21 protein-coding genes are annotated in these 25,876 nt (G+C 72.1%); 7 read left to right on the top strand and 14 right to left on the bottom strand.

Annotated features, from left to right (window positions below):
- Positions 1 to 305 precede the first annotated feature (305 nt).
- Positions 306 to 3,263, top strand: a complete 2,958-nt coding sequence (gene uvrA / locus Q8X39_RS18270) for an excinuclease ABC subunit UvrA (RefSeq protein ID WP_305751126.1) — start codon at positions 306 to 308, stop codon at positions 3,261 to 3,263.
- Here the strand turns inward: uvrA and Q8X39_RS18265 are convergent, their stop codons facing one another.
- The 9 genes from Q8X39_RS18265 to Q8X39_RS18225 form a co-directional block, all read right to left on the bottom strand.
- A complete protein-coding gene (locus Q8X39_RS18265) occupies positions 3,264 to 5,138 on the bottom strand; it encodes a polysaccharide biosynthesis protein (RefSeq protein WP_305751125.1) in 1,875 nt (624 codons plus the stop codon).
- Between the two features lie 9 nt (positions 5,139 to 5,147).
- Positions 5,148 to 5,801 carry a sugar transferase gene (locus Q8X39_RS18260; RefSeq protein ID WP_305751130.1) on the bottom strand — a complete coding sequence of 218 codons (654 nt, stop codon included), beginning with the start codon at positions 5,799 to 5,801 and terminating at the stop codon, positions 5,148 to 5,150.
- A 43-nt stretch (positions 5,802 to 5,844) separates the two neighbouring features.
- Positions 5,845 to 7,047: a DegT/DnrJ/EryC1/StrS family aminotransferase gene (locus tag Q8X39_RS18255; RefSeq protein WP_305751124.1), complete on the bottom strand. Its 1,203-nt coding sequence runs from the start codon at positions 7,045 to 7,047 to the stop codon at positions 5,845 to 5,847.
- A 32-nt stretch (positions 7,048 to 7,079) separates the two neighbouring features.
- A complete protein-coding gene (locus Q8X39_RS18250; RefSeq protein ID WP_305751123.1) occupies positions 7,080 to 8,006 on the bottom strand; it encodes a hypothetical protein in 927 nt (308 codons plus the stop codon).
- A gap of 77 nt (positions 8,007 to 8,083) precedes the next feature.
- Positions 8,084 to 8,749 (bottom strand): acyltransferase, encoded by a 666-nt coding sequence (locus Q8X39_RS18245; RefSeq protein ID WP_305751122.1) that lies wholly within the window; start codon positions 8,747 to 8,749, stop codon positions 8,084 to 8,086.
- A 66-nt stretch (positions 8,750 to 8,815) separates the two neighbouring features.
- Entirely contained in the window at positions 8,816 to 9,544 is a 729-nt protein-coding gene (locus tag Q8X39_RS18240) for a class I SAM-dependent methyltransferase (RefSeq protein ID WP_305751121.1), read from the bottom strand.
- A complete protein-coding gene (locus tag Q8X39_RS18235) occupies positions 9,541 to 10,584 on the bottom strand; it encodes a glycosyltransferase family 2 protein (protein WP_305751120.1) in 1,044 nt (347 codons plus the stop codon). Before Q8X39_RS18235 ends, Q8X39_RS18240 begins: the two co-directional genes overlap by 4 nt.
- On the bottom strand, positions 10,581 to 11,732 hold the full coding sequence (locus Q8X39_RS18230; RefSeq protein ID WP_305751119.1) for a glycosyltransferase: 1,152 nt from the start codon (positions 11,730 to 11,732) through the stop codon (positions 10,581 to 10,583). Before Q8X39_RS18230 ends, Q8X39_RS18235 begins: the two co-directional genes overlap by 4 nt.
- Positions 11,729 to 13,000, bottom strand: coding sequence for a lipopolysaccharide biosynthesis protein (locus Q8X39_RS18225; protein ID WP_305751118.1), 1,272 nt, complete (start codon positions 12,998 to 13,000; stop codon positions 11,729 to 11,731). Before Q8X39_RS18225 ends, Q8X39_RS18230 begins: the two co-directional genes overlap by 4 nt.
- Before the next feature lie 135 nt (positions 13,001 to 13,135).
- Between Q8X39_RS18225 and lysS the strand changes: the two genes are divergently transcribed.
- Positions 13,136 to 14,689, top strand: a complete 1,554-nt coding sequence (lysS, locus tag Q8X39_RS18220; protein ID WP_305751117.1) for a lysine--tRNA ligase — start codon at positions 13,136 to 13,138, stop codon at positions 14,687 to 14,689.
- 97 nt (positions 14,690 to 14,786) lie between these two features.
- On the top strand, positions 14,787 to 15,785 hold the full coding sequence (locus Q8X39_RS18215) for a Bug family tripartite tricarboxylate transporter substrate binding protein (protein WP_305751116.1): 999 nt from the start codon (positions 14,787 to 14,789) through the stop codon (positions 15,783 to 15,785).
- Between the two features lie 21 nt (positions 15,786 to 15,806).
- Here Q8X39_RS18215 and Q8X39_RS18210 read toward each other — a convergent pair whose 3' ends face one another.
- Together Q8X39_RS18210 and Q8X39_RS18205 are read right to left on the bottom strand one after the other, a co-directional pair.
- Positions 15,807 to 18,872: a DUF748 domain-containing protein gene (locus Q8X39_RS18210; RefSeq protein WP_305751115.1), complete on the bottom strand. Its 3,066-nt coding sequence runs from the start codon at positions 18,870 to 18,872 to the stop codon at positions 15,807 to 15,809.
- Between the two features lie 116 nt (positions 18,873 to 18,988).
- Positions 18,989 to 20,035 carry an ornithine cyclodeaminase gene (locus Q8X39_RS18205; RefSeq protein ID WP_305751114.1) on the bottom strand — a complete coding sequence of 349 codons (1,047 nt, stop codon included), beginning with the start codon at positions 20,033 to 20,035 and terminating at the stop codon, positions 18,989 to 18,991.
- Between the two features lie 147 nt (positions 20,036 to 20,182).
- Here Q8X39_RS18205 and Q8X39_RS18200 point away from each other — a divergent pair, with 147 nt between their 5' ends.
- A complete protein-coding gene (locus tag Q8X39_RS18200; RefSeq protein ID WP_305751113.1) occupies positions 20,183 to 20,608 on the top strand; it encodes an Lrp/AsnC family transcriptional regulator in 426 nt (141 codons plus the stop codon).
- Between the two features lie 68 nt (positions 20,609 to 20,676).
- A complete protein-coding gene (locus Q8X39_RS18195; protein WP_305751112.1) occupies positions 20,677 to 21,627 on the top strand; it encodes a cation diffusion facilitator family transporter in 951 nt (316 codons plus the stop codon).
- 25 nt (positions 21,628 to 21,652) lie between these two features.
- Here Q8X39_RS18195 and Q8X39_RS18190 read toward each other — a convergent pair whose 3' ends face one another.
- The gene (locus Q8X39_RS18190) at positions 21,653 to 21,886 is read right to left on the bottom strand and encodes a hypothetical protein (RefSeq protein ID WP_305751111.1); all 234 of its coding nucleotides are present in this window, start codon (positions 21,884 to 21,886) and stop codon (positions 21,653 to 21,655) included.
- A gap of 108 nt (positions 21,887 to 21,994) precedes the next feature.
- Between Q8X39_RS18190 and Q8X39_RS18185 the strand changes: the two genes are divergently transcribed.
- Positions 21,995 to 22,768 carry a VOC family protein gene (locus Q8X39_RS18185; RefSeq protein WP_305751110.1) on the top strand — a complete coding sequence of 258 codons (774 nt, stop codon included), beginning with the start codon at positions 21,995 to 21,997 and terminating at the stop codon, positions 22,766 to 22,768.
- A gap of 51 nt (positions 22,769 to 22,819) precedes the next feature.
- Here Q8X39_RS18185 and ychF read toward each other — a convergent pair whose 3' ends face one another.
- Positions 22,820 to 23,914, bottom strand: a complete 1,095-nt coding sequence (gene ychF, locus Q8X39_RS18180; RefSeq protein WP_305751109.1) for a redox-regulated ATPase YchF — start codon at positions 23,912 to 23,914, stop codon at positions 22,820 to 22,822.
- Positions 23,915 to 24,023: 109 nt separating this feature from the next.
- Here ychF and Q8X39_RS18175 point away from each other — a divergent pair, with 109 nt between their 5' ends.
- The gene (locus tag Q8X39_RS18175; protein ID WP_305751108.1) at positions 24,024 to 24,935 is read left to right on the top strand and encodes a S1/P1 nuclease; all 912 of its coding nucleotides are present in this window, start codon (positions 24,024 to 24,026) and stop codon (positions 24,933 to 24,935) included.
- A 4-nt stretch (positions 24,936 to 24,939) separates the two neighbouring features.
- On the opposite strand, the gene Q8X39_RS18170 is transcribed toward Q8X39_RS18175, so the two are convergent.
- Positions 24,940 to 25,839 (bottom strand): MOSC domain-containing protein, encoded by a 900-nt coding sequence (locus tag Q8X39_RS18170; protein ID WP_305751107.1) that lies wholly within the window; start codon positions 25,837 to 25,839, stop codon positions 24,940 to 24,942.
- Positions 25,840 to 25,876: the final 37 nt, after the last annotated feature.

Below are 25,876 nucleotides of genomic sequence, written 5' to 3'. Positions count from 1 at the left end.
GCAATTATGCATCGGTTCTTTCCCGCCCCGCAAGACCCTCGGCGAAAAAAGTTGGGCGGCGGGTGTGACGCCCTCAAGTCAGACGTGCGTCGCCGGCATGACCGGGGGCGCGTGGCTGGCTCGAAGGACGAGCTCCTGCCAAAGGGTGCGCTTCCTGGCGGCCTGTCCTTCTACCTTCTAGACAGGACCGAGGCCGAACGGCGGCCTGGGCCCCACGTCACCCCCCGAGTTGCCGACCCGGGCCGCCATCGGCCCCGTCGGTATCATGGCCGGTTGCCTTTCGAACGCTGCGCCCAGCGCCTTCCATGACCTCCGCAGACAGATCCGGCTCGACCGCCGCCCCGGTGCCCGGCGCTCACGTGACGCCGGCCCAGCCGCGTGGCGCCCTGGCGGCCACGATCAGCGTGCGTGGTGCCCGCACGCACAACCTCAAGAACATCGATCTCGACATGCCCAAGCATGCGCTGGTGGTGATCACCGGCCTGTCGGGCTCGGGCAAGTCCAGCCTCGCGTTCGACACGCTCTACGCGGAAGGCCAGCGGCGCTACGTCGAGAGCCTGTCCGCCTACGCGCGCCAGTTCCTGCAGCTGATGGACAAGCCCGACGTCGACGTGATCGACGGCCTGAGCCCTGCCATCTCGATCGAGCAGAAGGCGACCAGCCACAACCCGCGCTCGACCGTCGGCACCATCACCGAAATTCATGACTACCTGCGCCTGCTCTACGCACGCGCGGGCACGCCGCACTGTCCCGACCACGGCCTGCCGCTGGAGGCGCAGAACGTCAGCCAGATGGTCGACGCCGTGCTCGCCTTCCCCGAGGAGACCCGGCTGATGGTGCTTGCGCCGGTGGTGCGGGACCGCAAGGGCGAGTTCACCGAGCTGTTCGAGAGCATGCAGGCGCAGGGCTACGTGCGCTTCCGCATCGACGGCCAGATCTTCGAGGCGGCCGACCTGCCCAAGCTCAAGAAGGTCGAGAAACACGACATCGATGTCGTCATCGACCGCCTCAAGTCCCGCGCCGACGCGCAGCAGCGCCTGGCCGAGAGCTTCGAGGCCGCGCTGCGCATCGCCGAAGGCCGCGCCATCGCGCTCGATCTGGACGCCGGGCGCGAGCACCTCTATTCCAACAAGTTCGCCTGCCCGGTCTGCAGCTACTCGCTGTCCGAACTGGAGCCGCGCCTGTTCTCGTTCAACTCGCCGGTCGGCGCCTGCCCGAGCTGCGACGGCATCGGCCACGTCACGGTGTTCGATCCCGACCGCGTCGTCGCCTTCCCGTCGCTGAGCCTGGCCTCGGGCGCCGTCAAGGGCTGGGACCGCCGCAACGCCTACACCTTTTCGCTGCTGGAGACGGTCGCCGCGCACTATGGCTTCGACATCGATACGCCCTTCGAGGACCTCGATGCGCGTCACCGCCTGATCCTGCTGAACGGCTCCGGCGAGGACGAGATCACCTTCACCTACGAGGCCGAGGGCACCCAGGGCCGCAAGCGCAGCGTCAAGCGCGCGCACCCCTTCGAGGGCATCCTGCCCAGCCTGGCGCGGCGCTACAAGGAGACCGACTCGGCGGCGGTGCGTGAGGACCTGGCGCGCTACCAGGCCAACAAGCCCTGTCCGGACTGCGGCGGTTCACGCCTGCGACGCGAGGCCCGCCATGTCGTGCTGGTCGACGCGGCCGAAGGCGAGTCGGCGACGCCGCACCGCGCCATCTTCGAGGTCGAGCATGCGACGCTGGCCGAGTGCCTGGCCTACTTCGAGGGCCTGAAGCTCAAGGGCGCCAAGGCCGAGATCGCCGACAAGGTCGTGCGCGAGATCCGTTCGCGACTGCGCTTCCTCAACGACGTCGGCCTGAACTACCTCAGCCTGGACCGCAGCGCCGACACGCTGTCCGGCGGCGAGGCCCAGCGCATCCGCCTGGCCAGCCAGATCGGCTCTGGCCTGTCGGGCGTGATGTACGTGCTCGACGAGCCCAGCATCGGCCTGCACCAGCGCGACAACGAGCGCCTGATCGGCACGCTCAAGCACCTGCGCGACCTCGGCAACAGCGTGCTGGTGGTCGAGCATGACGAGGACATGATCCGCGCCGCCGACCACGTCGTCGACATGGGTCCGGGCGCCGGCGTGCACGGCGGCCAGGTGATGTCGCAGGGCACGCCCCAGCAGGTGACCGATGACCCGGCCTCGCTGACCGGGCGCTACCTGGCGCAGGCGCTGCGCATCGAGATCCCGACCCGCCGCACGCCGCCGGCGGCCGATGCGCGCGACGGCTGGCTCAGGGTCCGCAACGCACGTGGCAACAACCTCAAGGGTGTCGACGCGGCGATCCCGGTCGGCCTGTTCACCTGCATCACCGGCGTGTCGGGCTCGGGCAAGAGCACGCTGATCAACGACACGCTCTATGCGGCCGTCGCGCGCAAGATCTACCAGAGCCACGCCGAGCCCGAGGCACACGACGGCATCGACGGCATCGATGCCTTCGACAAGGTCATCAACGTCGACCAGAGCCCGATCGGCCGCACGCCACGCAGCAACCCGGCGACCTACACCGGCCTGTTCACGCCGATCCGCGAGCTGTTCGCCGAGGTCCCGACCGCGCGCGAACGCGGCTACGGCCCGGGCCGCTTCAGCTTCAACGTCGCCGGCGGGCGCTGCGAGTCCTGCCAGGGGGACGGCGTGCTCAAGGTCGAGATGCACTTCCTGCCCGACGTCTACGTGCCCTGCGACGTCTGCCACGGCAAGCGCTACAACCGCGAGACGCTGGAGGTGCTCTACAAGGGCAAGAACATCACCGAGGTGCTGGCCCTGACGGTCGAGGACGCGCACGTCTACTTCAACGCCGTGCCGGCCATCGCCCGCAAGCTGCAGACGCTGCTGGACGTGGGCCTGGGCTACATCCAGCTGGGCCAGGCGGCGACCACGCTGTCGGGCGGCGAGGCGCAGCGCGTCAAGCTCGCGCTGGAGCTGAGCAAGCGCGACACCGGCCGCACGCTCTACATCCTGGACGAGCCGACCACCGGCCTGCACTTCCACGACATCCAGCTGCTGCTGAAGGTGCTGCACCAGCTGCGCGACGCGGGCAACACCATCGTGGTGATCGAGCACAACCTCGATGTCATCAAGACCGCCGACTGGCTGCTCGACATGGGCCCGGAAGGCGGCTCCGGCGGCGGCCGGCTGCTGTGCGCCGGACCGCCCGAGGCGATCGCGGCCTGCACCGAAAGCCACACCGGCCGCTTCCTGCGGCCGCTGCTGACGCGCCCTTGATCAGCGCCCGCCGGGCCGGTATTCGCTGACCAGCCGGGCCAGCCGGGCGCGGACCTCGTCGTCCGGCGCGTGGCTGCGCTCGGCGGCCCAGTCGATCAGGGCCTGGACGTCCTCGCCGCGCTGGTCGTCCAGCCGTGCGATGCGCAGCCGCTCGAAGCGCGTCGGCAGGGTCGCGTCGGCGTCGGCCAGCAGTTCCTCGTAGAGCTTCTCGCCCGGCCGCAGGCCGCTGAAGGCGATCGGGATGTCCTCGGGCGCATGCCCGCTCATGCGGATCAGGTCGCGCGCCAGGTCGACGATGCGCACCGGCTCGCCCATGTCGAGCACGAAGACCTGGCCGCCCTCGCCGATCGCGGCGGCCTGCACCACCAGCCGGGCCGCCTCGGGGATGGTCATGAAGAAGCGCGTGATGTCCGGGTGCGTCACCGTCACCGGGCCGCCGCGCGCGATCTGTTCCTTAAACTTCGGGATCACGCTGCCCGACGAGCCCAGCACGTTGCCGAAGCGCACCGCCATGCAGCGCGTGCGCCAGCCCTGCGACGCGACCTGCGCGGCCAGCCGCGAAACCACCATCTCGGCCGCACGCTTGGTCGCGCCCATCACGTTGGTCGGGTTGACGGCCTTGTCGGTCGAGATCAGCACGAAGCGTTCGGCGCCGGCCTCGCAGGCCGCCTGCGCCGCACGCCAGGTGCCCAGCAGGTTGTTGCGCAGCGCCGAGAAGGCGTTGTCGTCCTCCATCAGCGGCACGTGCTTGTAGGCCGCGGCATGGAAGACGACCTGCGGGCGCAGGCGCTGGAAGGTCTCGCGCAGGTGCTCGCCGTCGCGCACGTCACCGACCAGCCGCACCAGCGGCACGTGGCCGAACTGCTCGCCGAGTTCCTGCTCGATGCGGTAGAGCGCGAACTCGCTCAGTTCGTAGAGCACCAGCCGGCGCGGGCCGTAGCGCGCCACCTGGCGGCACAGCTCCGAGCCGATCGAGCCACCGGCGCCGGTGATCAGCACGACCTTGCCGGACAGCGCCTCGGAGATGCCGCCCTCGTCGAGCTGGACCGGCTCGCGGCCGAGCAGGTCTTCCGGTTCGATGTCGCGCACCGAGGTCAACGTGCGGCCCTCGCGCAGCTCGGCCGCGCTGGGCACCGTGACGACCGGCAGCCGGGTGGCCGAGGCCAGGTCGAGCGCGCGCCGCCGCTCGGTCGGCGTGGCCGAGGGCATCGCGACGATCAGGTGGGTGATGTCGTGACGCTGCGCCCAGCGCGCGGCACTGTCGAGCGGACCGAGCACGGGCACGTTGCCGACCCGCGTGCCCAGCCGCGCCGGGTCGTCGTCGAGCAGGCCGATCACCCGCCAGCCCTGGTGCTGGATGCCCGCGATCAGCAGCCGCGCCGCATCGCCCGCGCCCATCACCAGCGCGCGCCGGGTCTCGACGGCGCGGTCGTTGCGGTGCATGCGCAGGTGCTCATAGACCATGCGGTAGCCGATGCGCAGCATCGCCAGGCCCATCAGCGCGACAACCGGATGCAGCGCCAGCACCGCGCGTGGCACCTCGACCAGCTGGGCCATCAGCACGCCGGTCGCGCCGATCAGGCCGGCGATGCCGCAGGCCAGCGTCAGGCGCTGGATCTCGCCGAAACCCGAGAAGCGCCAGACGCCCTTGGGCACGCGCAGCATCTTGAAGACCGCCACATAGAGCAGCACCAGCGCGCCCATCACCCAGGCGTCGTAGAACGGGCGGGCGCTGTGCCAGCGCTCGAAGCCGAGCCGGAACAGGTAGGTGACGTGCCAGCAGACGGCCACCACCCCGGCGTCGCAGGCCAGCACCAGCGCCTCGCGGTGCGGACGCAGGCGGGACAGCAGGTCGTCGAGGGCGTTCCAGATCATCGGCAACGTTCAGCGGTGGAGGTTCGGGGGAGGCGCCGGCGGTGACGAGGTCGAGCGCCGTCGCGCCAGTCGGCCCAGCAGGATCGCCGCCGTGCGGCCGACGATGCGCAGGTCCGTGCGCAGGCCGGCATGCTCGACGTAGCGGGCCTGCAGCGCCAGCTTGATCGGCAGGATCTCGTCGATGTAGGTGCGCTCGGGGTCGGCCGAACGGGCCAGCCAGTCGGACTCGTCGCGGAAGTCCAGCGAGCAGTCGTCGGTGATGCCCGGCTTGACCGACAGCACCCGCTCGCGCAGCTCGGCCGGGTAGTGCGCGACATAGCGGGGCACCTCCGGACGCGGGCCCACGATGCTCATGTCGCCGCGCCAGACGTCGATCAGCTGCGCCAGCTCGTCCCACTTGCTGTGGCGCAGGAAATGGCCGACGCGGGTGATGCGCGCATCGTCGCCGACCGTCAACTGCAGGCCGCCGCCCTGCGGCTGGTGCGCCATGGTGCGGAACTTGTGGATGCGGAACAGGCGACCGGCGCGGCCGACCCGTTGCTGGCGGTAGAAAACGGGGCCGGGCGAGTCCAGCCGCACCGCCAGCGCGATGCCCAGCAGCAGCGGCGCCAGCAGCAGCAGGGTCAGGCTGGCCAGCGTCAGGTCGAAGGCTCGCTTGACCAGGCGCGGCCCGAACCCGCGGAATGACGGCATCGCGTCGCGGTGCTCAGCGCCCGAAGGCACGCCGCAGCGCCCGCACGACGCGTTCGACGTCGGCCTCGCCCATGCGGGTGTAGAGCGGCAGGCTCAGCATGCGTTCGTAGGCGCGCTGGCTGTGCGGGAAGTCGGCCGCCTTCAGGTCGTAGCGCTCGCGCCAGTAGGGGTGCAGGTGCAGCGGGATGTAGTGCACGCTGCAGCCGATGCCGTCGGCGTAGAGCGCCTCGATCAGCGCGTCGCGGCCGATCGGCGCGTCGTCGGCCAGGCGCACGACATAGAGGTGCCACGAATGCAGCTCGCCCTCGGCCGGACGTGGCGGGCGCACGATCGGCAGGTCGGCCAGCAGCGCGTCGTACTGCGCGGCCAGCATCGAGCGGCGCTGCTGGAAGCCGTGCGCACGCTGCAGCTGGTGCAGGCCCAGCGCGGCGGCGATGTCGGTCAGGTTGTATTTGAAGCCCGGCGCGACGATCTCGTAGTACCAGCTCGGCACCTTGGCCGTGAAGCGGTCGAAGGCATCGCGGTTGATGCCGTGCAGGCGCATGACCTTGGCGCGTGCGGCGATGGCCGCGTCACGCGTGACCAGCATGCCGCCCTCGCCGGTCGTGATGGTCTTGTTGGCGTAGAAGCTGAAGACCGTGGCGTCGCTGGCCAGCGTGCCGACCAGGCCGCCGCCGACCGTCGTCGGCAGCGCATGGGCCGCGTCCTCCAGCACCTTCAGGCCATGGCGCCGCGCCAGCGCCAGCAGCGCAGGCATGTCGGCGGCCAGGCCGGCGTAGTGCACGGGGATCAGCGCCTTGGTGCGCGGCGTGATGGCCGCCTCGATCGCGGCGACGTCGATGTTCAGCGTGGCCGGATCGATGTCGACCAGCTTCACGTCCGCGCCCAGGTAGCGCACCACCTCGGCGGTCGCGGTGAAGGTGTGGGTGGTCGTGATGACCTCGTCGCCCGGCCCGATGCCCATGGCTTCCAGCGCCAGGTGCAGGCCGGCGGTCGCGCTGTTGACGGCGATGCAGTGGATCTCGCGGCCATCACCTCCAAGGTCACCGCTGCGGTCCCCGGCGGCGAGAAAGGCCGCGAAGTCCTGCTCGAAGCGCCGCGCCTTCGGCCCGGTCGTGACCCAGCCGGACCTGAGCGTGTCGATGACCTCGGCAATCTCCTCGTCGCCGATTTCGGGCAGGGCAAACGGCAGGAAGGGCGGATGGTCGGAGGTCATCGGTCGATTTTATCGACCGGGTGCGGGTGGACTCAGAGGATGGCGGACCACGACAGCGACGTCGTCGCGTCGACCGTGCTGTCGCCCGTGCGGTCGAGGTCGAGCCGGACCTGGGTCGCGTCGAGCACCGTCAGCGTCGCCTTGCTGCCGCCACTGCCCAGCGCGATGGCCACGCCGTCCGAGGGGAAGGTCGCGCCGGCGGCGGTCGTGAAGGGCGTGGTGGTCTGGAAGTCGACCGAGCGGTTGCCCCACAGCGACGAGGTCAGCGAACCGGCATAGGTCGCCGCGCGGGCGCCTGCGGTCCACGCGGTGTCGGACACGAAGTCGTGCAGCGCGTAGAGGCGCTGGCTGCCACCGGAAGGCGTCAGGCCCAAGGCCAGCGCAGACGTGCGCACCGTGTCGACGCCGGTGTCCGTGCCCGTGCGGCTGGCGTGCAGGTCAACCAGGCCATTGGCCACCAGCGTGACGCGGCCGTCGTTGGCCGAGAAACCCGACATCAGCAGCGCCGCGTCGACCGAGTAGACGCCGCTGCCCACGCTGCCCGTCGGCTTCGCGGTCAGGCCCAGCGTCAGCTGGCCGTTGAAGACGTAGCCGTCCTGAGCACACGCGTTGAAGGTCAGGGTGGCGGTCTCGCCGAACTCGTTGAGGACGCCGTCACGGCCCGCACCCAGGCTGGCGCGGATCGAACCGCCTCCCGCGCATGGCACCGTGCCCTCCGCCAGCGAGCCGGTCAGCGTCGCGACCGAGGACTGGCCGGCGAACTGCACGGCCGTGTTGACCGCATCGACGGCCACATCCTGGTAGTTGGACGTGCTCACCGCCAGCGCGGCACCCTTGGCCGGCACAACCGGACCGGCGGCGCTGCCTGGGCCGCCATCGCTGCCGCCGCCACAGGCCATCAGGCCGAGCAGGGGCAGCACGGAAGTGGCGCCGATCAGGCGTCGCAAGGCATTCGTCATCGGTTTCCCCTGTCGTCTTGAAGTTGTCAGGGCATGGTACCCAAGCGACAGGATCGTCGACCTGACGCCGCCTCCGCTCACACCTCGTCCCCCGCCCAGGCCCCATACAGGTCCTGCAGCTCCGGGTGCCGCATCAGCAGGCGCTTGTCGGCGCGGCGGCTGTCGCCGATGACGCGGGCGGGGGCGCCTTCGAGGACGGAGAACTCGGCGAAGTCGCCGCGGACCTGGCTGCCGGCGCAGACGATGCAGCCGCGGCCGAGGCGCGAGTTGGCCTCGATCAGGCTGTGCGGGCCGATGAAGCAGTAGGGGCCGATGTGGACCGGCCCGCCGATCCAGCCCGGCGGCGAGCGCGGCCGGTCGATCGGACGGCCCGAGATCCAGTCGCGTGCCGGCTCGGGCTGCGGCTCGGCCGGCGTCGGTGCGCCCTCGGGCCAGGTCGCGAAGGCGCGGCCCAGCAGGCGCTGGCTGCGGTGCGAGCTGTGCGTGACGATGCTGACGTGGTTGGTGATCTGCACGCCCTCCTCGATGACCACGCCGCCGCTGGCCTCGATCAGGTTGAAGTGGCCGATGTAGACGTGGTCGCCCAGCACCAGCCGGTCCTCGTGCTCGATGCAGGTCGACGGCGAGATGCGGGTGTGCGGCAGCCAGCGCCCGCGCGAGAACTCGCCGAAGACGATGCGGAAATGCAGTGCGCGCAGCAGGCGCCGGCGCCAGCGGTTGAGGTGGCCACGCCAGCGGCTCATCGGGCGGCTCCGGGCAGGGCGAGGGTGTCGGAACGGTCGTTCATGGTCGGGTGGATTCTCGAATGCTCACGGCGCCTTGCGCAGCCAGACGAGCCGGTGGGTGCGCAGCGGCGGCAGGGCGGCCAGCAGGCCGTGCAGCAGCGGGTGGACACGGCAGGCCGCACGCGCGAGCGGTGGCGCCAGCGTGACGCGGCGGACCACCGCATCGGCCTGCGGGAACAGCTCTCGCACGCGCCGCAGCGGCACGCCGCAGACGTCGCGGTTGCGCGGGTTGTCGACCGCGAAGTCGTACCAGAGCACGCCGCCGCCGGGCCGCACCCAGCGCCACATCGCATCGGCCAGGCGCTGCTGGAAGCCGTCGTCCAGCAGCGACGAGAAGACCGTGAACTGCAGCACCGCATGCTGGCTGCCCGGCGCGATGTCGGCAGCCAGCGCGTCGCCGGTGTCGATGCGCACGCTGGCGGGCAGGCGCGCACGTGCCCGCTCGGCCCGGGCCGGCAGCAGTTCCAGGCCGCGCAGATGGCCGGGCTGCGCGCCCAGCCGGATCGCGTCGAGCAGGTTGCCGCCGTCGCCGCAGCCGACCTCGGTGATGCGCCAGTCGGCCAGCTCGCCGGCATGGTCGGCCCACAGGCCGGCCCAGGCACGCAGGCGGCCCTGCTGTTCGGCCAGTGCGGCCCGGTCCAGCAGGCTGTAGCGCGCATCGAAGGCCGGTCGGCGGGCATAGCGGCCGACCACGGCAGCGGCTTCGTCGTGGTCCGTGCCGGCCGACGGATCGGGCGGGAGGTCCGTGTTCATCGGGTCAGGCGGCCGAAGGCCGGATCGGGTTCGCGGCCCCGCAGCACGTCTGCCCAGCCCTGCAGCGAGCCGGCGCCGTAGGCCAGGTGATACAGGCCGATGACGACCGGCAGGCGTGGCAGCAGCGCCCAGCCGGCCTCGCGCGCCACCAGCACGGCGGTCGCCAGCACCGCCAGCGCATACAGCAGGCCCAGGCCGATGAAGCCGGCCAGCGCGAGGTCCGACAGCGCCGAGGCCAGCAGCAGCACGCCCTCCAGCCCGACGAACAGGCCGGGCGCGAGGTGCCGCCAGGACGCGGCCTGGCCGTGCTTGCGCATCACGAAGGGCTTCCAGTAGCCGTACTGGCGCCACTGCCGCGCCAGCTGGCCGGGCGTGCTGCGCGACTGGTAGACCGAGCGGATGCGCCCGCTCTGCCAGATCCGCCCGCCGGCGCGCCGGATGCGCAGGTTGTGCTCGTCGTCCTGGTTGCGCACCAGCCGCTCGTCGAAGCCGCCGTGGCGGTCGAAGCTCGCGCGCGGCCAGCAGCCGAGGTAGACGGTGTCGACCTCGCCCTCGTAGCCACGGTCGCGCGAGCGCGCCCCGCCCGCGACCCAGCGCGACTGGAAGGCCGCCGCGATGGCCGCCGGCCAGCCCTCGGGCGTCGCCGGCTGGGCGACCCAGGGTCCGCCGACGTTGTCCGCGCCGCTGCGCTGCAGCGCGGCCAGGCATTGCGCGATGTAGTCGCTGGCATAGCGGGTGTGGATGTCCATGCGCACGATCACGTCGCCGCGGGCCCGCGCCAGGCAGCGGTTCAGGCCGGTCGACACGATGCGCCCGGGGTTGTCGACGACCTGGAAGCGGGCATCGCGGCCGCACCAGTCGACCAGCAGCTCGCGGGTGCCGTCGTCGCTGCGGCCATCGGCGATCAGCACCTCCAGCGTGACGCCGTCGGGCAGGTGCTGGGCGGTCAGCGCGCGGCAGAAGTCGACGATGTGATCGCGCTCGTTGCGGCAGGGCGCGATCACGCTGACCGTGCGTGGCGGCGGCTCGGCAGCACTCATCGCACGGTCTCCCGCAGGCCGCGCGGACCGCTCGGCGGCAGCTGGCGGTAGAGCGCGTCCATGCGGTCCATCTGGACCCGCCGCGAGGCCTCGCGCAGCGCCAGCGCGCGGTTGTGAACGGCCATCGCTCGGCAGGTGGCCGGGTCGTCGATCAGCGCCAGCAGCGCCTCGCGCAGTGCGGCGACGTCACGCGGCGGCACGATCCGGCCGGCCTCGGGCGGCACCCAGCGGCGGTTGGCCGGCAGGTCGCTGGCGATGACCGGCAGGCCGCAGGCCAGCGATTCGAGCAGCGAGACCGAGGTCGCGTCGCTGCTGGGCACGCTCACCGAGACGTCGGCCGCCTGCATCGCCGCGACCATGGCCGCATCGCCGACCCGGCCGGTGAAACGCACGGCCGCGTCGTCCAGGCCGGCGGCGGCGGCACGCGCCTTCAGGGCCTCGGCATCCGGCCCGCCGCCGAGCAGCGCCAGCGTGACCACCCGGCCCGGCCGCGCGGCACGCACCTGGGCCAGCGCGTCGATCAGCACGTCGATGTTGTAGTTGAGCTCCCAGCTGCGCAGGCTGAGGATGCGGAAAGGCCCGTGTTCATCGGCAATCCCGGCCGTCGAGGCGATCGGTGCGGGCACGAAGCGGTCGGTGTCGGCGCCCCAGAGGATCTCGTGGCGCGGCGCGACGGCGCCGTCGCCATGCAGGGCCATGGCGTCGAGCGCGTCCTGCGAGTCGGCCGTCATCAGGTCGGCCCGGCGCAGCGACCAGCCGACGATGCGGCGCATCAGCGCGCTCTCGCGCGGCGTCACCAGGATGTCCGAGCCCCAGGCCGTCTGCACCACCGGACCCCAGCCGCAGGCCGCCGCCCACAGGCCATAGCCGGTGACGTAGTGGCCATGCACGATGCGTGGCTGCAGCGTGCGGGCCAGCCGGCGCACGGCCGGCAAGGCGCGGAACCAGCCCGCGCCGTCGCGGCCGGGGTGCAGCGGCACGACGGCGGCGACGCCCTCGATCGGCGCGGGCAGGCGCGTGGCGACCACCACCACGTGGCCGCGCGCCACCATCTCGCGCGCCCAGCGCTGGGTGTGCACGCTGGAGGCGTCGCCGAAGATCAGCAGCGCCTGGCCGGGCGGGATGCGGGACAGCTCGGGCAGGCTCATGCGGGGACCGTGGCGGCCGGCGACGCGGCCACGACCGGCGGGTCGGACCAGGTGCACAGCGTGTGGAGGTAGTAGGCGAAGTAGCCGCTCATCGTCAGCGACAGGCACCAGCCCGCGCCGCGCAGGCCGCCCAGCCACAGGCCCAGCCCCAGCGACAGCACGAACAGCAGCTGGCCGAACAGCGCCAGCCGCAGCGCCCAGCCCTGGGCCTGCCAGGCCATGGTCACGACGGCCAGGGGCGAGCAGACGAAATGGAAGCCGATGTAGGGGCCGAGCGCGCGCGCCAGTTCGCCGGCCTCGCGCCAGCGCTCGCCGAAGGCCCAGGCAAACAGCGCCGGTCCGGCCAGCATCAGCAGCAGCGCCAACGTGGCACCGATGGCCGCCAGCACGGCGATGACCTGGCGCACCGCCTGGCGGGCCTCGGCGCCGCTGCGGGCGCCGGTCAGGCGGGGGTAGAGCGCCTGCGAGACCGCCCCGCCGATCAGCGAGGCCGGTGCCTTCAGGTAGCGCAGCGACAGGCCCCACAGGCCGACCGCCGGATCGCCGGCCCAGGCCCCGATCAGCACGACGGTGACGGTGTCCTGCAGCGCACCGAGGAAGGCATGCGGCGTGTTCAGCAGCGGGAACTCGCGGTGGCGGTGGGCGACCTCGCGCAGCCGTTCGCGGTCGACCGCCGCGACGCGACGCCAGGCGATGCCGCCGCCCCAGAGCGCCAGCAGCAGCGCCCCGGCCAGCGCGCCCAGCACCGGCCCGGCGACCAGCCCGATCGAGCCGATGCCGCCGACCCAGGCCAGCCCCAGGCCCAGCTGCAGCAGCGCACCACCGCCGTGCTGGACCACCCGGCTGACCGCCAGCGGCAGGAAGCGCTGGCGGCGCGTCGCCCACATCGTGCCGAGCTGGGCCGCGCCCGCGGCGGCCACCGCCGCCGCCAGCAAGCCGGCATGCGGCAACCAGCCCGACAGGCCGGCCAGTGCACCGGCCAGGCCGGCCAGCGCGGCAACCCCGATCAGCACGCGCCAGGCGAGCGCCAGCAGCGCCTCGGCCTCGGCCTCGTCGCGCGCCATCGGCAGCGCGTATTCGTAGCGGGCACAGGCGACCACGGCGAGGTTGGCGGCCAGCGCCGCGAAGGTCGTGTAGCGGCCGTAGTCCTCCGGGCTGTAGAGCCGCGCCAGCCACGGCCCCAGCGCCAGCGGCAGGGCCTGCGCGAGCAGGGCGCCGGCCAGCAGCGTCAGCGTGGCGCGCGGCAAGGCGACCGGGGTGGAGGACATCGAGGCGGGATCGGGGAAGGGGTGCGCGACGGCGGAATTCGAGGCGGTCAGGGCGACGAACGCGCGATTCTATGAAGCGGCTCCGGAGCACCCGCTTCGGAACCCTAAAATTGCAGACGCCACAACGAGTTAGCCATGACCGCTTCGAACACCACCTCCCCGTCCCACCCGCACAGCGCGCCCGCCGCCGACGACAACCAGCTGATCGCCGAACGCCGCGAGAAACTCGCCGCGATGCGCGAGCAGGCCCGTGCGGCCGGCACGGCGGTGTTCCCCAACGACTTCAAGCCGCGTGACCACGCCGCCGCGCTGCATGCGCGCCACGAGGGCCAGGACAACGAGGCACTGGAAGCCCACCCGGTGACCGCCTGCGTGGCCGGCCGGATGATGCTCAAGCGCGTGATGGGCAAGGCCTGCTTCGCCACGCTGCAGGACGGCTCGACCGAGGGCATCCCGCGCATCCAGCTCTACATCACCCAGGACAACGTCGGGCCCGAGCTGCTGGCCGCCTTCAAGCACTGGGACCTGGGCGACATCCTCGGCGCCGAGGGCACGCTGTTCCGCACCAAGACCGGCGAGCTGTCGATCAAGGTGACGACGCTGCGCCTGCTGACCAAGAGCCTGCGGCCGCTGCCCGACAAGTTCCACGGCATGACCGACCAGGAGCAGAAGTACCGCCAGCGCTACGTCGACCTGATGACCGACGACGGCGCCCGGGCCCGCTTCCGCGCCCGCAGCAACGCGGTCGCCAGCATCCGCGGCTTCATGCTCCAGCACCAGTTCCTGGAGGTCGAGACGCCGATGCTGCATCCGATCCCCGGCGGCGCGAACGCCAAGCCCTTCATCACCCACCACAACGCGCTGGACCAGGAGATGTTCCTGCGCATCGCGCCGGAGCTGTACCTCAAGCGCCTGGTGGTGGGCGGCTTCGAGCGCGTGTTCGAGATCAACCGCAACTTCCGCAACGAAGGCATCAGCGTCCGGCACAACCCGGAGTTCACGATGATGGAGTTCTATGCGGCCTACTGGAACCACCACGACCTGATGGACTTCACCGAGCAGCTGCTGCGCCATGCCGCGCAGCAGGCAACCGGCTCGGCGCGGGTCTCATATGCGGGCAAGCCGGTGCACCTCGACGAGCCCTTCGCGCGCCTGTCGGTGCGGGACTCGCTGGTGGTGCATGCCGGCCTGAGCGAGGCCGAGGCCGACGATGCCGACGCGATCCATGCCCGCCTGAAGTCGCTCGGCGAGGAACCGCCGGCGCACTGGAAGCTCGCGCAGCTGCAGTTCGGGCTGTTCGAGGCAGTGGTCGAGGAGAAGCTCTGGCAGCCGACCTTCATCATCGACTACCCCGTCGAGGTCTCGCCGCTGGCCCGCGCCAGCGACGCCAACCCGGCCATCACCGAACGCTTCGAGCTGTTCATCACCGGGCGCGAGTTCGGCAACGGCTTCTCCGAGCTGAACGATGCCGAGGACCAGGCCGCGCGCTTCCACGCCCAGGTCGCCAACAAGGACGCCGGCGACGAGGAGGCCATGTTCTTCGACGCCGACTTCATCCGCGCGCTGGAATACGGCATGCCCCCGACGGGCGGCTGCGGCATCGGCATCGACCGGCTGATGATGCTGCTGACCGACTCGCCCAGCATCCGCGACGTGGTGCTCTTCCCGGCGCTGCGCCGCGAAGGCTGATGCGCCGCCCGGCCCCACGCTGACCCACGACACGGGCCGCCCGACCGGGCGGCCTTTTTCTTGCTCGCAGCCGACCACCCGTCTTCAGGAGTTGCCGATGAACACGATGAAAAACACCCTTCCCTCGCGCCGCGACCTGCTCGGGCTGGCCGGCTCGGCCGTCGCTGCGGCGGCCCTGCCCGGTCTGGCCTGGGCCAGCGACGGCAAGCCCGTCCGGCTGCTGGTCGGCTTCCCCGCCGGCGGCGGCACCGACGCCATCGCGCGGCTGCTGGCCGAGCGGCTCAAGGACCTGCTGGGCGCGCCCGTCATCGTCGAGAACAGGCCCGGCGCCGGTGGCCAGCTGGCCGCGCAGGCGCTCAAGGCCGCGCCGGCCGATGGCACGACGCTGTTCCTGAGCCACGACCACACCATCTCGATCCTGCCGCTGGTGGTGCGCAACCCGGGCTACGAGCCGGCGCGCGACTTCGTGCCGGTGGCCGGCTTCGCGACCTTCGTCAACGCGCTTGCGCTGTCGGGCGGCACGCCGGCGCGCAGCGTCGCCGAGTACGTCGCGTGGGTCCGCGCACAGGGCCAGGGCAAGGGCGCCATCGGCGTGCCGGCACCGGCCTCGGTGCCCGAGTTCCTGGTCCAGGTGATCGGCCGCACGTACGGGCTGGACCTGGTCGCCGCGCCCTACCGGGGCAGCGCGCCGATGATGAACGACATGCTGGGCCACCAAATCGCGGCCGGCGTGGGCTCGATCCCCGACTTCATCGAGAGCCACAAGGCCGGCCGGATCCGCGTCGTGGCCGTGCTGGGCGGTGCCCGCCAGGCCGCGCTGCCGGACGTGCCGACCTTCGCCGAGCTCGGGCTGGCCGGCTTCGAGGACGTGCCCTACTACGGCGTCTTCGCCCCGGCCGGCACGCCGCGCGCGGCGATCGACGGCTTCTCGGCCGCGCTCGGCAAGGTGCTGGCCCAACCCGACGTGCGCGAGCGCCTGACCGCGATGGGCCTCAGCGTCGGCCTGATGAGCGCCGCGCAGCTGGGCGAGCGCGAGGCGGCCTACGCCAGGGTCTGGAGCCGCATCATCGCGGCCAGCGGCTTCAAGCCGCAGTGAGCGGGCGGGGCCGTTCGCGGCTCAGCGCAGCTCGAACTGCACCCGGCTCGTCGGCCCGGTGTCGCCGGACGGCCGATCCGCCGTCAGCTGCGAGCGGTTGAGCAGCACACGTTCGGCCGGCAGCTTGCTCGCCAGGTAGGCCAGCACGCGGTCGCCCCGCGCATCGGCCAGCGCGCGCAGGGCACGGTCGAGCGCGGCCGGCTCCAGCGCCGGGACGGGTGCCGAGGCGGCCGACCCCGGTGCGGGAGCTGCGGAAGCGGCGGACGCCGCCGAAGCCGGCGCCTGCGCCTTCATCGCCTCGGCATGCGCGGCCTGCACCGCCGCGCCGTCGATCGCCGGATCGGCCCGGCCGGTGGCTTCGAGCTTCAGCGACGGCTTGTCGATCAGGCGCTGGGCCAGCGTGTCCAGCCGCTCGCGCCCGGCATCGTCCAGCTCGGCCGAGCCGGGCGCGAAGGCCAGCGAGCTGGCTTCGTTGCTGTCGCCACCGAACAGCATCGCGAAGGGCGCGGTGACGGCCTTCTCGATCAGGTTGACGACCACCTTCCAGATCACGCCGCCGATCGAGAACTGCGGGTCGTCCAGCGTGCCGGCCACCGGCATGCGGATGTCGATGACGCCGTTGCGGTCCTTGAGCAGCGCGACCGCCAGCCGCACCGGCAGCGAGGTCGCGTCCGGGCTGTCGACCTTGTCGCCGAAGGTCAGCTGGTCGAGGAAGAGCTGGTTCTCGGCCTGCAGCTTGCCCTGCTCGATCTGGTAGCGCACGTTGACCGACATCGAGCCCTTCTCGATCGCGTAGCCGGCGTAGCGCTCGGCATAGGTGCTCATGCGCGTCAGCGCGATGCCACGGGCCGAGGCCTCGATGTCGGTGTAGAGCCGCGCGCCGAGCGGGTGGACCCGCCCGGCGATGCGCAGCGGCGCACCGTCGTCGAGCGCGCCGGTCAGCGACAGGCGGGCCGGCTCGGGCGCGGCCGAGCTGAGCGCCGACAGCTCGCCCTTGAGCTGCGTCAGCCGGGCCGAGTAGTTGGGCTTGATGAAGTTGTCGGTGAAGTACACGCCGCCGTCGCGCAGCGCCACGCCCTGCCAGCGCAGGTTGATGACCGGCCCGACGCTCGGTCCGACCGGCTCGGGCCGGGGCGCCGCCGAGGCCGCCGCGCCAGCCGGCTGCGGCGTCGTGATCGACTGCGGCGCCGCGCCGCGCTCGCGCTTGGCGACGTCGGCCAGGTTCAGGTGCGCATCCGGATGCAGGATCACGCGGGCCTGCAGGCCGTCCAGCGCGATGCGGCCGAAGTCGGCGTCGAGCTGGCCGCGCCCGGAGGCACCGGCACCCTGCCAGCGCGCGTCCAGTCCGTCCATGCCGAAGCGCCGCCAGCGCACGAAGTCCGCACCGGTGACGCTGTCCTGGGTCTGCAGGCCATCGAGGCTGAAGGTGCCGGCGTAGCGCGCGTCCAGCGCCTTCATCGCGCCCGGATCGACCAGCGGCGAGGCCGGCGCCGTCAGCTTGAGCTGGCCCTGGGTCGACACCCGCGCACCGACCAGCTTCAGGTTCACGTAGGGGTCCAGATAGGCCTGCAGCGCGCGCAGGTCCAGCGCGTCGACGCCGACCTGGGCCTGCACGGTCAGGGGCGTGGCGGTGGAAGTTGCTGCGGCCTCGGCCGCCGCCGGCGGCAACAGGCCGCTGAGTTCGCCCTTCAGGCTCAGCCGCCCGGCGACGGGCGCGTCCTTCGCGGCGCCAGCCTGGACCGGGCCACTGGCGGCCAGCACGCGGGTCGCCAGGTCGAAGGCCCAGGGCGCCTGTGCTGGCTGGGCCAGCTGGCGCAGCGTCAAGGCCAGCTCGTCCAGCGCCAGCCGCACGGGCGGCTGCTGGGTGTCGTCGCGCAGGTGGATGGCGCAGCCGCGGCAGGCGAACTCGTCGAGCCGCCAGGCCAGCGCCGGGGCTGGCGCGGCCGGATTCGTCGCCTCTGCCGACGACGCGGCCGCCGACGCGCCCGATGACGCGCCCGATGACGCGGCCACCCGCGCGGGCGCGGCCGCTGACTTCTCGCCAGCCGGCTGGCGCACCAGTTCCAGCTTCAGGCCGTCGAAGGCGATGCGGCCGACCGCGTGCTGCGCGGCCAGCGGCTGGGTGTCGATGGCCTCGATGCGCAGCTGCTGCCAGGCCGCGTCCACGCCCAGGCCGGGCAGGGCCAGCACGAAGCCGTCGATGGCCAGCTGGCCGCGCACGCGCAACTCGGGCGGCTGCGGCGCGGGCCGGGCCTCGAAGGCCAGGTCCAGGTCGGTCGAGACCGATCCCGCCAGCCTGGTCGGCGTCAGCGACGGCGGCAGCACGGCCTGCAGCAGGCTCAGCCAGTCGGCCAGCTGGATCTCGCGCCAGGCCAGCTTCAGTTCGGCCGGGCGTTCGGGCGCGAAGGGCCGGGCCTGGCCGCCGAGCGTGAAGTCGCTGCCGTCGATGCGGGCCTCGACCAGCGGCTGGACCTCGGTCGCCACGTCGGCCGGCAGGTTGGACAGCATCGGCAGCGCCAGGCGCAGCGCCTCGACGCGGTGCTCGATCACGCGCGCCGCGTCGCGGCCATCGCGGTAGCTCAGCGCGCCGTCGACCAGCTGCAGGTTGTGCAGCGCGAAGCGGGGCGCTTCGCTGGCCGGCTGCGGCGGCTGGGCGGCGGCGCGCTCGCGCAGGCGGTCGACGATGGGGCTGAAGTTGAAGCGCTGCGCCTCCAGCCGGACCACGTTCAGGGCCGGCGCGGCAATCGTCAGCCGCTCGATCACCGGCGCGCGCAGCCACAGGCTCTGGCGCAGCGCGACGTCGCCCTGCAGCCGGCCGAGCGTGGCGATCGGCGCGTCGGCCGGGCCGATGCGCAGGCCCTCGACCGTCAGCGCGACCTGCCACGGCGCGATGGCGATGCGCTCGATCGTCACCGGCACGCCCAGCGCGTCGCTGGCGGCGGCCTCGGCCTTGTTCTTCACGAAGCCGGGCAGCCAGACGCCGATCACCAGCGTCCACAGCATCGCCAGGGCGGCCAGGCTGGCCACGGCGATCAGCAGCCGGCGCAGCGGGCGGGACAAGGTAGTCGTGGTGTCGGTGTCGGTCATGTCGGTCGGGCAGGCCTGCAAGGCAATGGCCCGACAGCGTAACGGCTAACCCAGCCGACCGCCGACCGCTCGCCGTCGCCAGCGTGAGGGACGGTCTCGCCCGAACGCGCCGCGCCTCAGGCGGCCTGGGGGCGGGCGCTGCCCAGGTCCAGCCCCAGCGCGCCGAACAGGTTCTTCGGATCGTCCTGCTGCGGCACCAGCGGCAGCGGCGCGCCCAGGCCCAGCTCGCGGGCGCTGTCGCGCAGCCAGCGCAGCGCCGAGTAGTCCTCCAGCGCGAAGCCGACCGAATCGAACACCGTGACCTCGTCGGCGCGGCGGCGGCCGGCCGCCTGGCCGGTCAGCACGCGCCAGAACTCGGTCACCGCGAAGTCGGCCGGCATCTGCTGGATCTCGCCCTCGATGCGGCTCTGCGGCTCGTATTCGACGAAGACGCTGGCGCGGTCGAGGATGGCCGCGTCCAGCTCGGTCTTGCCGGGGCAGTCGCCGCCGACCGCGTTCAGGTGCATGCCGGGCTCGATGTGAGCGGGCCGCAGGATGGTCGCGCGGGTCTTGTCGGCCGTCACGGTGGTCACGATGTCCGCACCGCGCACCGCCTGCTCGACGCTGTCGCAGGCGATCAGGCGCAGGTCCGGCACGCCGGCCAGCGCGCCCTGCAGGCGCCGGGTCGCGGCGCGGTCGACGTCGAACAGCCTGATCTCGCCGATGCCCACGAGGTGGTGGAAGGCCAGCGCCTGGAACTCGCTCTGCGCGCCGTTGCCGATCAGCGCCATGCGCCGGCTGTCCGGCCTCGCCAGCGTGCGCGCGGCCAGCGCCGACATCGCGGCGGTGCGCAACGCGGTGGTCAGCGTCAGCTCCGACAGCAGCAGCGGCAGGCCGGTGGCGACCTCGGCCAGCACGCCGAAGGCCATCACGGTTGGCAGGCCGGCGCGCGTGTTCGAGGGGTGGCCGTTGACGTACTTGAAGCTGTAGAGCGCCGCGTCGGCGATCGGCATCAGCTCGATCACGCCCTCGCGCGAATGGGCCGCCACGCGCGGCGTCTTGTCGAAGTCGGCCCAGCGGCGGTAGTCGGCCTCCAGATAGCCGGCCAGGCGCCAGAAGCTGCCGGCGACGCCTTGCGCGGCGACGATCTGCGCGACGTCGCGCGGGGACAGGAAGGTGGTCATGGGGATGTCTCCGGAACTTGATCTCAAGAATGGAGACGATTCTTCGAGCCCCGCGCGCCAGCCGCCAGCCGCCAGAACGCTGCGTTTTCGGCAGATGTTTGGCAAAACGGCAACGCTTGCTGACAATCTGCACAAAGGAGGTCCGACATGGACAGCGTCGACCTGCAACTGATCGGGCTGCTGCGCGCCAACGCCCGCGAGAGCATCGCCAACCTGGCGCACCGGCTCGGCGTGTCGCGCGGCACGGTCAGCAACCGCATCACCCGGCTGGAGGATGCCGGCGTGATCGTCGGCTACACCGTGCGGCTCAAGCCCGATGTCGAGACCGCCCAGATCAGCGCCTGGACCAGCATCGCCATCGAGGGCAACCAGACCCGCGCCGTCATCGCCACGCTGCTGGGCGAGCCCGGCGTCGCGGCGCTGCACGACACCAACGGCCGCTGGGACCTCCTGGCCGAGCTGCGCGCGGCCAACCTGCAGGAACTGGCCGCCGTGCTGGAGCGGGTCCGGCTGATCAAGGGCATCGGCGCGACCGAGACCAGCATCCACCTGCAGACCTACCGGGTCGGCTGAGCGACCACCTTCAGCACGCCGTCACGTCGACGCGGCAGCATCCGCCCCCTTGCCTGGAAGACACCCCCATGAAGCTTGCCGACCTGCCCCTGGACGATCCTGAAGACCTCGAACACGGCGCCGGAGAACGCGCCGCCGCCGCCACGCGCAGCACCTGGGTCAGCGTGGTCGTGAACATCGTGCTGACCGCCGTGCAGGTGGTCGTCGGCGTGCTCGCGCACTCGCAGGCCCTGATCGCCGACGGCATCCATTCGCTGTCGGACCTGGTGGCCGACTTCGTCGTGCTGCTGGCCAGCCATCACAGCCGCAAGGACGCCGACGAGGACCATCCCTACGGCCACCACCGTTACGAGACCGCCGCCTCGCTGGTGCTGGGCGCCCTGCTGCTGGCCGTCGGCGTGGGCATGCTGTGGTCGGCAGTGACCAAGCTGCAGGCGCCCGAGGCCATCCCCCGCGTCGACCTGATCGCGCTGTGGGTCGCGCTGGGCGCGCTGGTCGCCAAGGAATCGCTGTTCCGCTACATGCTGGCGGTCGCGACGCGGGTCAAGTCCAGCATGCTGGTGGCCAATGCCTGGCATGCGCGCTCGGACGCGGCCTCGTCGCTGGTGGTCAGCCTGGGCATCGTCGGCAACCTGGCCGGCTACCCCATCCTCGACCCGATCGCCGCGCTGATCGTTGGCTTCATGGTCGGCAAGATGGGCTGGGAATTCGGCTGGGACGCCCTGCACGACCTGATGGACCGCGGCATCGACGAGGCCGAGGTCGCCGCCATCCGCCAGACCGTCGCCGAGACGCCCGGCGTCGAGTCGGTGCACGACCTGCGCACCCGCAAGATGGGCGACCTGGTGGTGGTCGACGTCCACATCGAGGTCCAGGCCGACCTGAGCGTCGAGGCCGGCCACGACATCGCCGTCGAGGCCCGCCGCCGCATCATGCGCCGCCACCGCGTGCTCAACGTGATGACCCACGTCGACCCGTGGCACCGCCCGGACGCGGACCACTCGGTGGTGCCGGGCTGAGGCCGCGTCCGGCCGGCTTGGCGCCTCAGCGCTGGCTGCGCGCCTTGCGGCCGTCGAACTCGGCCAGCTGGGCCTTGAGCAGCACGAACAGCAGGCGGGCGTCGGCCTCGCTCATGCTCAGCACGTGCATGGGCTCGCGGTCCTCGGGCGGGAATTGCTGGATGAACAGCCCGTCGAAGCCGATGTCGACGAGTCCATGCACGTTGCTCGCCGATTTCCAGCGCTGGACTTCGATGCGGGTGATCTTCTTGGTGGCCATGTTGGGGTCGCGCAGGCGTGTTCAGGAGGCGATGCGCGGGGCATGATCGCCCCGCTGCGAGGCCGAGGATGATGCCAGCAGCCCCCGCATCGACACCTGGAGACCCCCATGAGCCACGCCCAAGGCACCCCCATCTGGTACGAGCTGATGACCCGCGACCCGCAGGCCGCGCAGCGCTTCTACGAGGCCGTCGTCGGATGGCGCTTCGGCGAGCCGCCACCGCCCGGATCGGCGATGGACTACCGCATGATCGGCGCGCCGGACGGCCTGGTAGGCGGCGTCTTCACCCTGACCGCCGAGATGTGCACGCAAGGCGCGCGGCCGGCCTGGGTGATGTACCTCGGCGTCAACGATGTCGACGCGAGCGTGGCCTCGGCCACCGCCGCCGGCGCGCAGCTGCAGGTGCCGGCCTTCGACATCCCCGACGTCGGCCGCATCGCCATGCTGGCCGACCCGCAGGGTGCGCCCTTCTACCTGATGCGTGGCGCCAGCGACGCCGAGAGCACCGCCTGCGCCCCCGACCGCCCCGGCCACGGCGCCTGGCACGAGCTGCACGCCAGCGACGGCCCGGCCGCGACCGCCTTCTACACCAGCCAGTTCGGCTGGGGCCTGGGCACGGCGATGGACATGGGCCCGGACGGCGTGTACCAGCTCATCACGGTGGGCGGCCAGGACCTCGCCGGCGTGATGACCGTCACCGGCGGTGGCCGGCCGGCCTGGCTGATCTACTTCCGCGTCGACGGCATCGACCGCGCCGCCGAACGCATCGTCGCGGCCGGCGGCCAGGTCGTGGTGGGGCCGATGGAGGTGCCCGGCGGCGGCTGGATCGTCAACGGCATCGATCCGGAGGGGGCGATGTTCGGGTTGACGGGGACGCGGTGAAACGAAAAAGGCCGCCCTTGCGGCGGCCCTGTCGTCGGGGGGATGGACGGTTCAGACGTTGAACAGGAAGTTCATCACGTCGCCATCCTTGACGATGTACTCCTTGCCCTCGGCCCGCATCTTCCCGGCGTCCTTCGCGCCCTGCTCGCCCTTGAAGGCGATGAAGTCCTCGTAGGCGATGGTCTGGGCGCGGATGAAGCCGCGTTCGAAGTCGGTGTGGATCACGCCGGCCGCGTTCGGGGCGGTGTCGCCGATGTGGATGGTCCAGGCGCGCACTTCCTTCACGCCGGCGGTGAAGTAGGTCTGCAGGCCCAGCAGCTTGAAGGCGGCGCGGATCAGGCGGTTCAGGCCGGGCTCGTCCTGGCCCATCTCGGCGAGGAACATCGTGCGGTCCTCGTCGTCCATCTCGGACAGCTCGGACTCGGTCTTGGCGCAGATCGCCACCACCGGCGCGTTCTGGGCGGCGGCGTAGGCCTTCAGGCGGTCGAGCAGCGGGTTGTTCTCGAAGCCGGTCTCGGACACGTTGCCGACGAACATCGCCGGCTTGGCGGTGATCAGGCACAGCGGCTTGACGATGGCCTGCTCCTCCTTGCTGAACTCGATCGAGCGCACCGGGCGGGCCTCGTCCAGCGCGGCCTGGCACTTCTCCAGCACCTTCACCAGCGCGGCGGCTTCCTTGTCGTTGCCCGAGCGGGCGGCCTTGTTGTAGCGGTGCAGGCTCTTCTCGACCGTGCCGAGGTCGGCCAGGCACAGCTCGGTCTGGATGACCTCGATGTCAGCGATCGGGTCGACCTTGCCGGCGACGTGGATGACGTTGTCGTCCTCGAAGCAGCGCACCACGTTGACGATCGCGTCGGTCTCGCGGATGTGGCTCAGGAACTGGTTGCCCAGGCCTTCGCCCTTGCTCGCACCGGCCACCAGGCCGGCGATGTCGACGAACTCGACGATGGCCGGGACGATGCGCTCGGGCGAGATGATCTCGGCGAGCTTGCCCAGGCGCGGATCGGGCACCTCGACCACGCCGACGTTGGGCTCGATGGTGCAGAACGGGTAGTTCTCGGCGGCGATGCCGGCCTTGGTCAGCGCATTGAAGAGGGTGGACTTGCCCACGTTGGGCAGGCCCACGATGCCGCACTTGAGGCTCATGTCGGGATCTCGGGGTGTTCGGGTCGGCGTCGCCCGAGCGGGCGACGGAGAAACGCGGATTGTAGGTTTGCGACCTTCCCGGCGAGCGCCCGGACCGACACTGCGGGCCATGAAGTCCCCTGCCCCCCGCACCCTGGCCACCCGCTCGGCCTCCCGCTCGGCCACCCCCTTGGCCACCACCTTGGCCACCGTCCTGTTCATCACCCTGCACCTGCTCGCGCCCTTGCTCGCGCCGTCATCGGCCCGCGCCTGGGGCCATGCCGGCCATGAGCTGATCGCCGACCTGGCGCAGGCCCGCCTGAGCCCGGCCGCCGACGCCGAGGCGCGTCGCCTGCTGGCCCTGGACGACGCGACCCGGCTGGCCGAGGTCGCGAGCTGGGCCGACGCCTTCCGCACGCCGATGACCGCGCGCTGGCACTTCGTCAACCTGCCGCCCGAGACCTGCGAGTACAAGCCCGCCGAGCACTGCCTGAAGGGCCAGTGCGCGATCGAGGCGGTCAACCGCCAGCTCGCGGTGCTGGCGCTTGACCCGGACGACACCGAACGCCTGCAGGCGCTGCGCTACATCGTCCACCTGGTCGCCGACCTGCACCAGCCGCTGCATGCCGGCCGCGCCGACGACCGCGGCGGCAACGGCTACGCGATCAGCTGGCGCCAGGTCGACCACAGCACCAACCTGCACGCGCTGTGGGACAGCGTCCTGATCGAGGCCCGTCCCGGCGGCCTGCCAGCGCTGCGCCGCGACGTGCAGGCCCGCCATGCGGCACCGGCCGCCGGCTCGTCACCGACCGACTGGGCCGAGGCTTCCTGCCGCATCGCCCGCGCCGACGGCTACTACCCCGCCGCGCACAAGATCGACGCCCGCTACGCCCAGCGCTGGGACGCCGCGCTGGTCGGCCAGATCGACCTGGCCGCCTGGCACCTGGCGGAGGTGCTGGACGACGTGCTGACCGACCCGCAGCGGCGCCTGCCGGCCGAGCGCAAGCGGCGCCGGGGCGAACGCGCCGGGCCGGCCGACTGACGCCTCAGAACCGCACCGTGCCGCGCACCGCCTGCCCCACCCGCAGCATGCGGCCGATGCCCTCGACGATCACCGCGTTCATGCCGAAGGTGATGGCGCCGTCCAGGCGCGGGTCGGCGCGGTAGTTGGCGAGGGTCGGGCCGGGCTCGTCGCCGCGCAGGCCGGTGGCGGGGTCGACGTCGGGCATGGGGCAGCGCGGGCAGGGCTTGACCAGGCGCAGCACGACCGGGCCGTCGTCGGTGGGGATGTGCAGCTCGTCGAGGTGGTCCTCGGCATGCGCGTCCAGGCCGTCCAGCACGAGGTTGGGACGGAAGCGCGCCATCGCCACCGCCGGCTTGCCCTGCCCGGCCAGGCGGCGGTTCAGCTCGGCCAGCGAGCCGGTGGAGAGGACGAGGATCGGGTAGCCGTCGGCAAAGCCGTTGAGCGCCTCGATGTCGCCGGTGCGCTGGCGGTTGGACGGCCGGTGCATGGCCGGATGGGTCACGACCAGCCGGGCCGGCTCGCCGAGGAAGTCGCTGCACCAGCGGTCGGCGGCCGGGTCGACCGGCAGGGCGTCGAAGGCGTCGTTCCAGACCCGCACCGGTACGCCGCGCGCCAGCGGCGGATCGACCGGCACCGAGAGCGGCGGCAGGCCGGGCGCGGCCAGGTGCAGACGACCGGCCTCGACCACCGCCCGCAGCAGCGCCATGCGGGGGTGCTCACGCTGGCTGAAGAACTCGCCGGACGGGTCGACCAGCATCCAGCGGCGGTCGTTCTCGAAGCCGGTGGGCGACAGCCGGACCGCGTCGAAGGACAGCGCCGCGCCGGACTTCAGCGGGTGGACGTGCAGGCCGGCGATGCGGGCGGCGCTGCTGCCGTCGTCGGTGGCGCGGGCAAGGTCTGCGTCTGGAAGGTCGTTCTGCATGGGCGGAGAGGTCCGGTGGCGGGAGGCTGATCCACCT

The sequence above is a fragment of the Leptothrix discophora genome (assembly GCF_030705305.1).
Lineage (GTDB): Bacteria > Pseudomonadota > Gammaproteobacteria > Burkholderiales > Burkholderiaceae_C > Sphaerotilus > Sphaerotilus discophorus.
The sequence above is the reverse complement of the archived record's forward strand: the minus strand, read 5'-3'. Positions and strand labels throughout refer to the sequence as shown.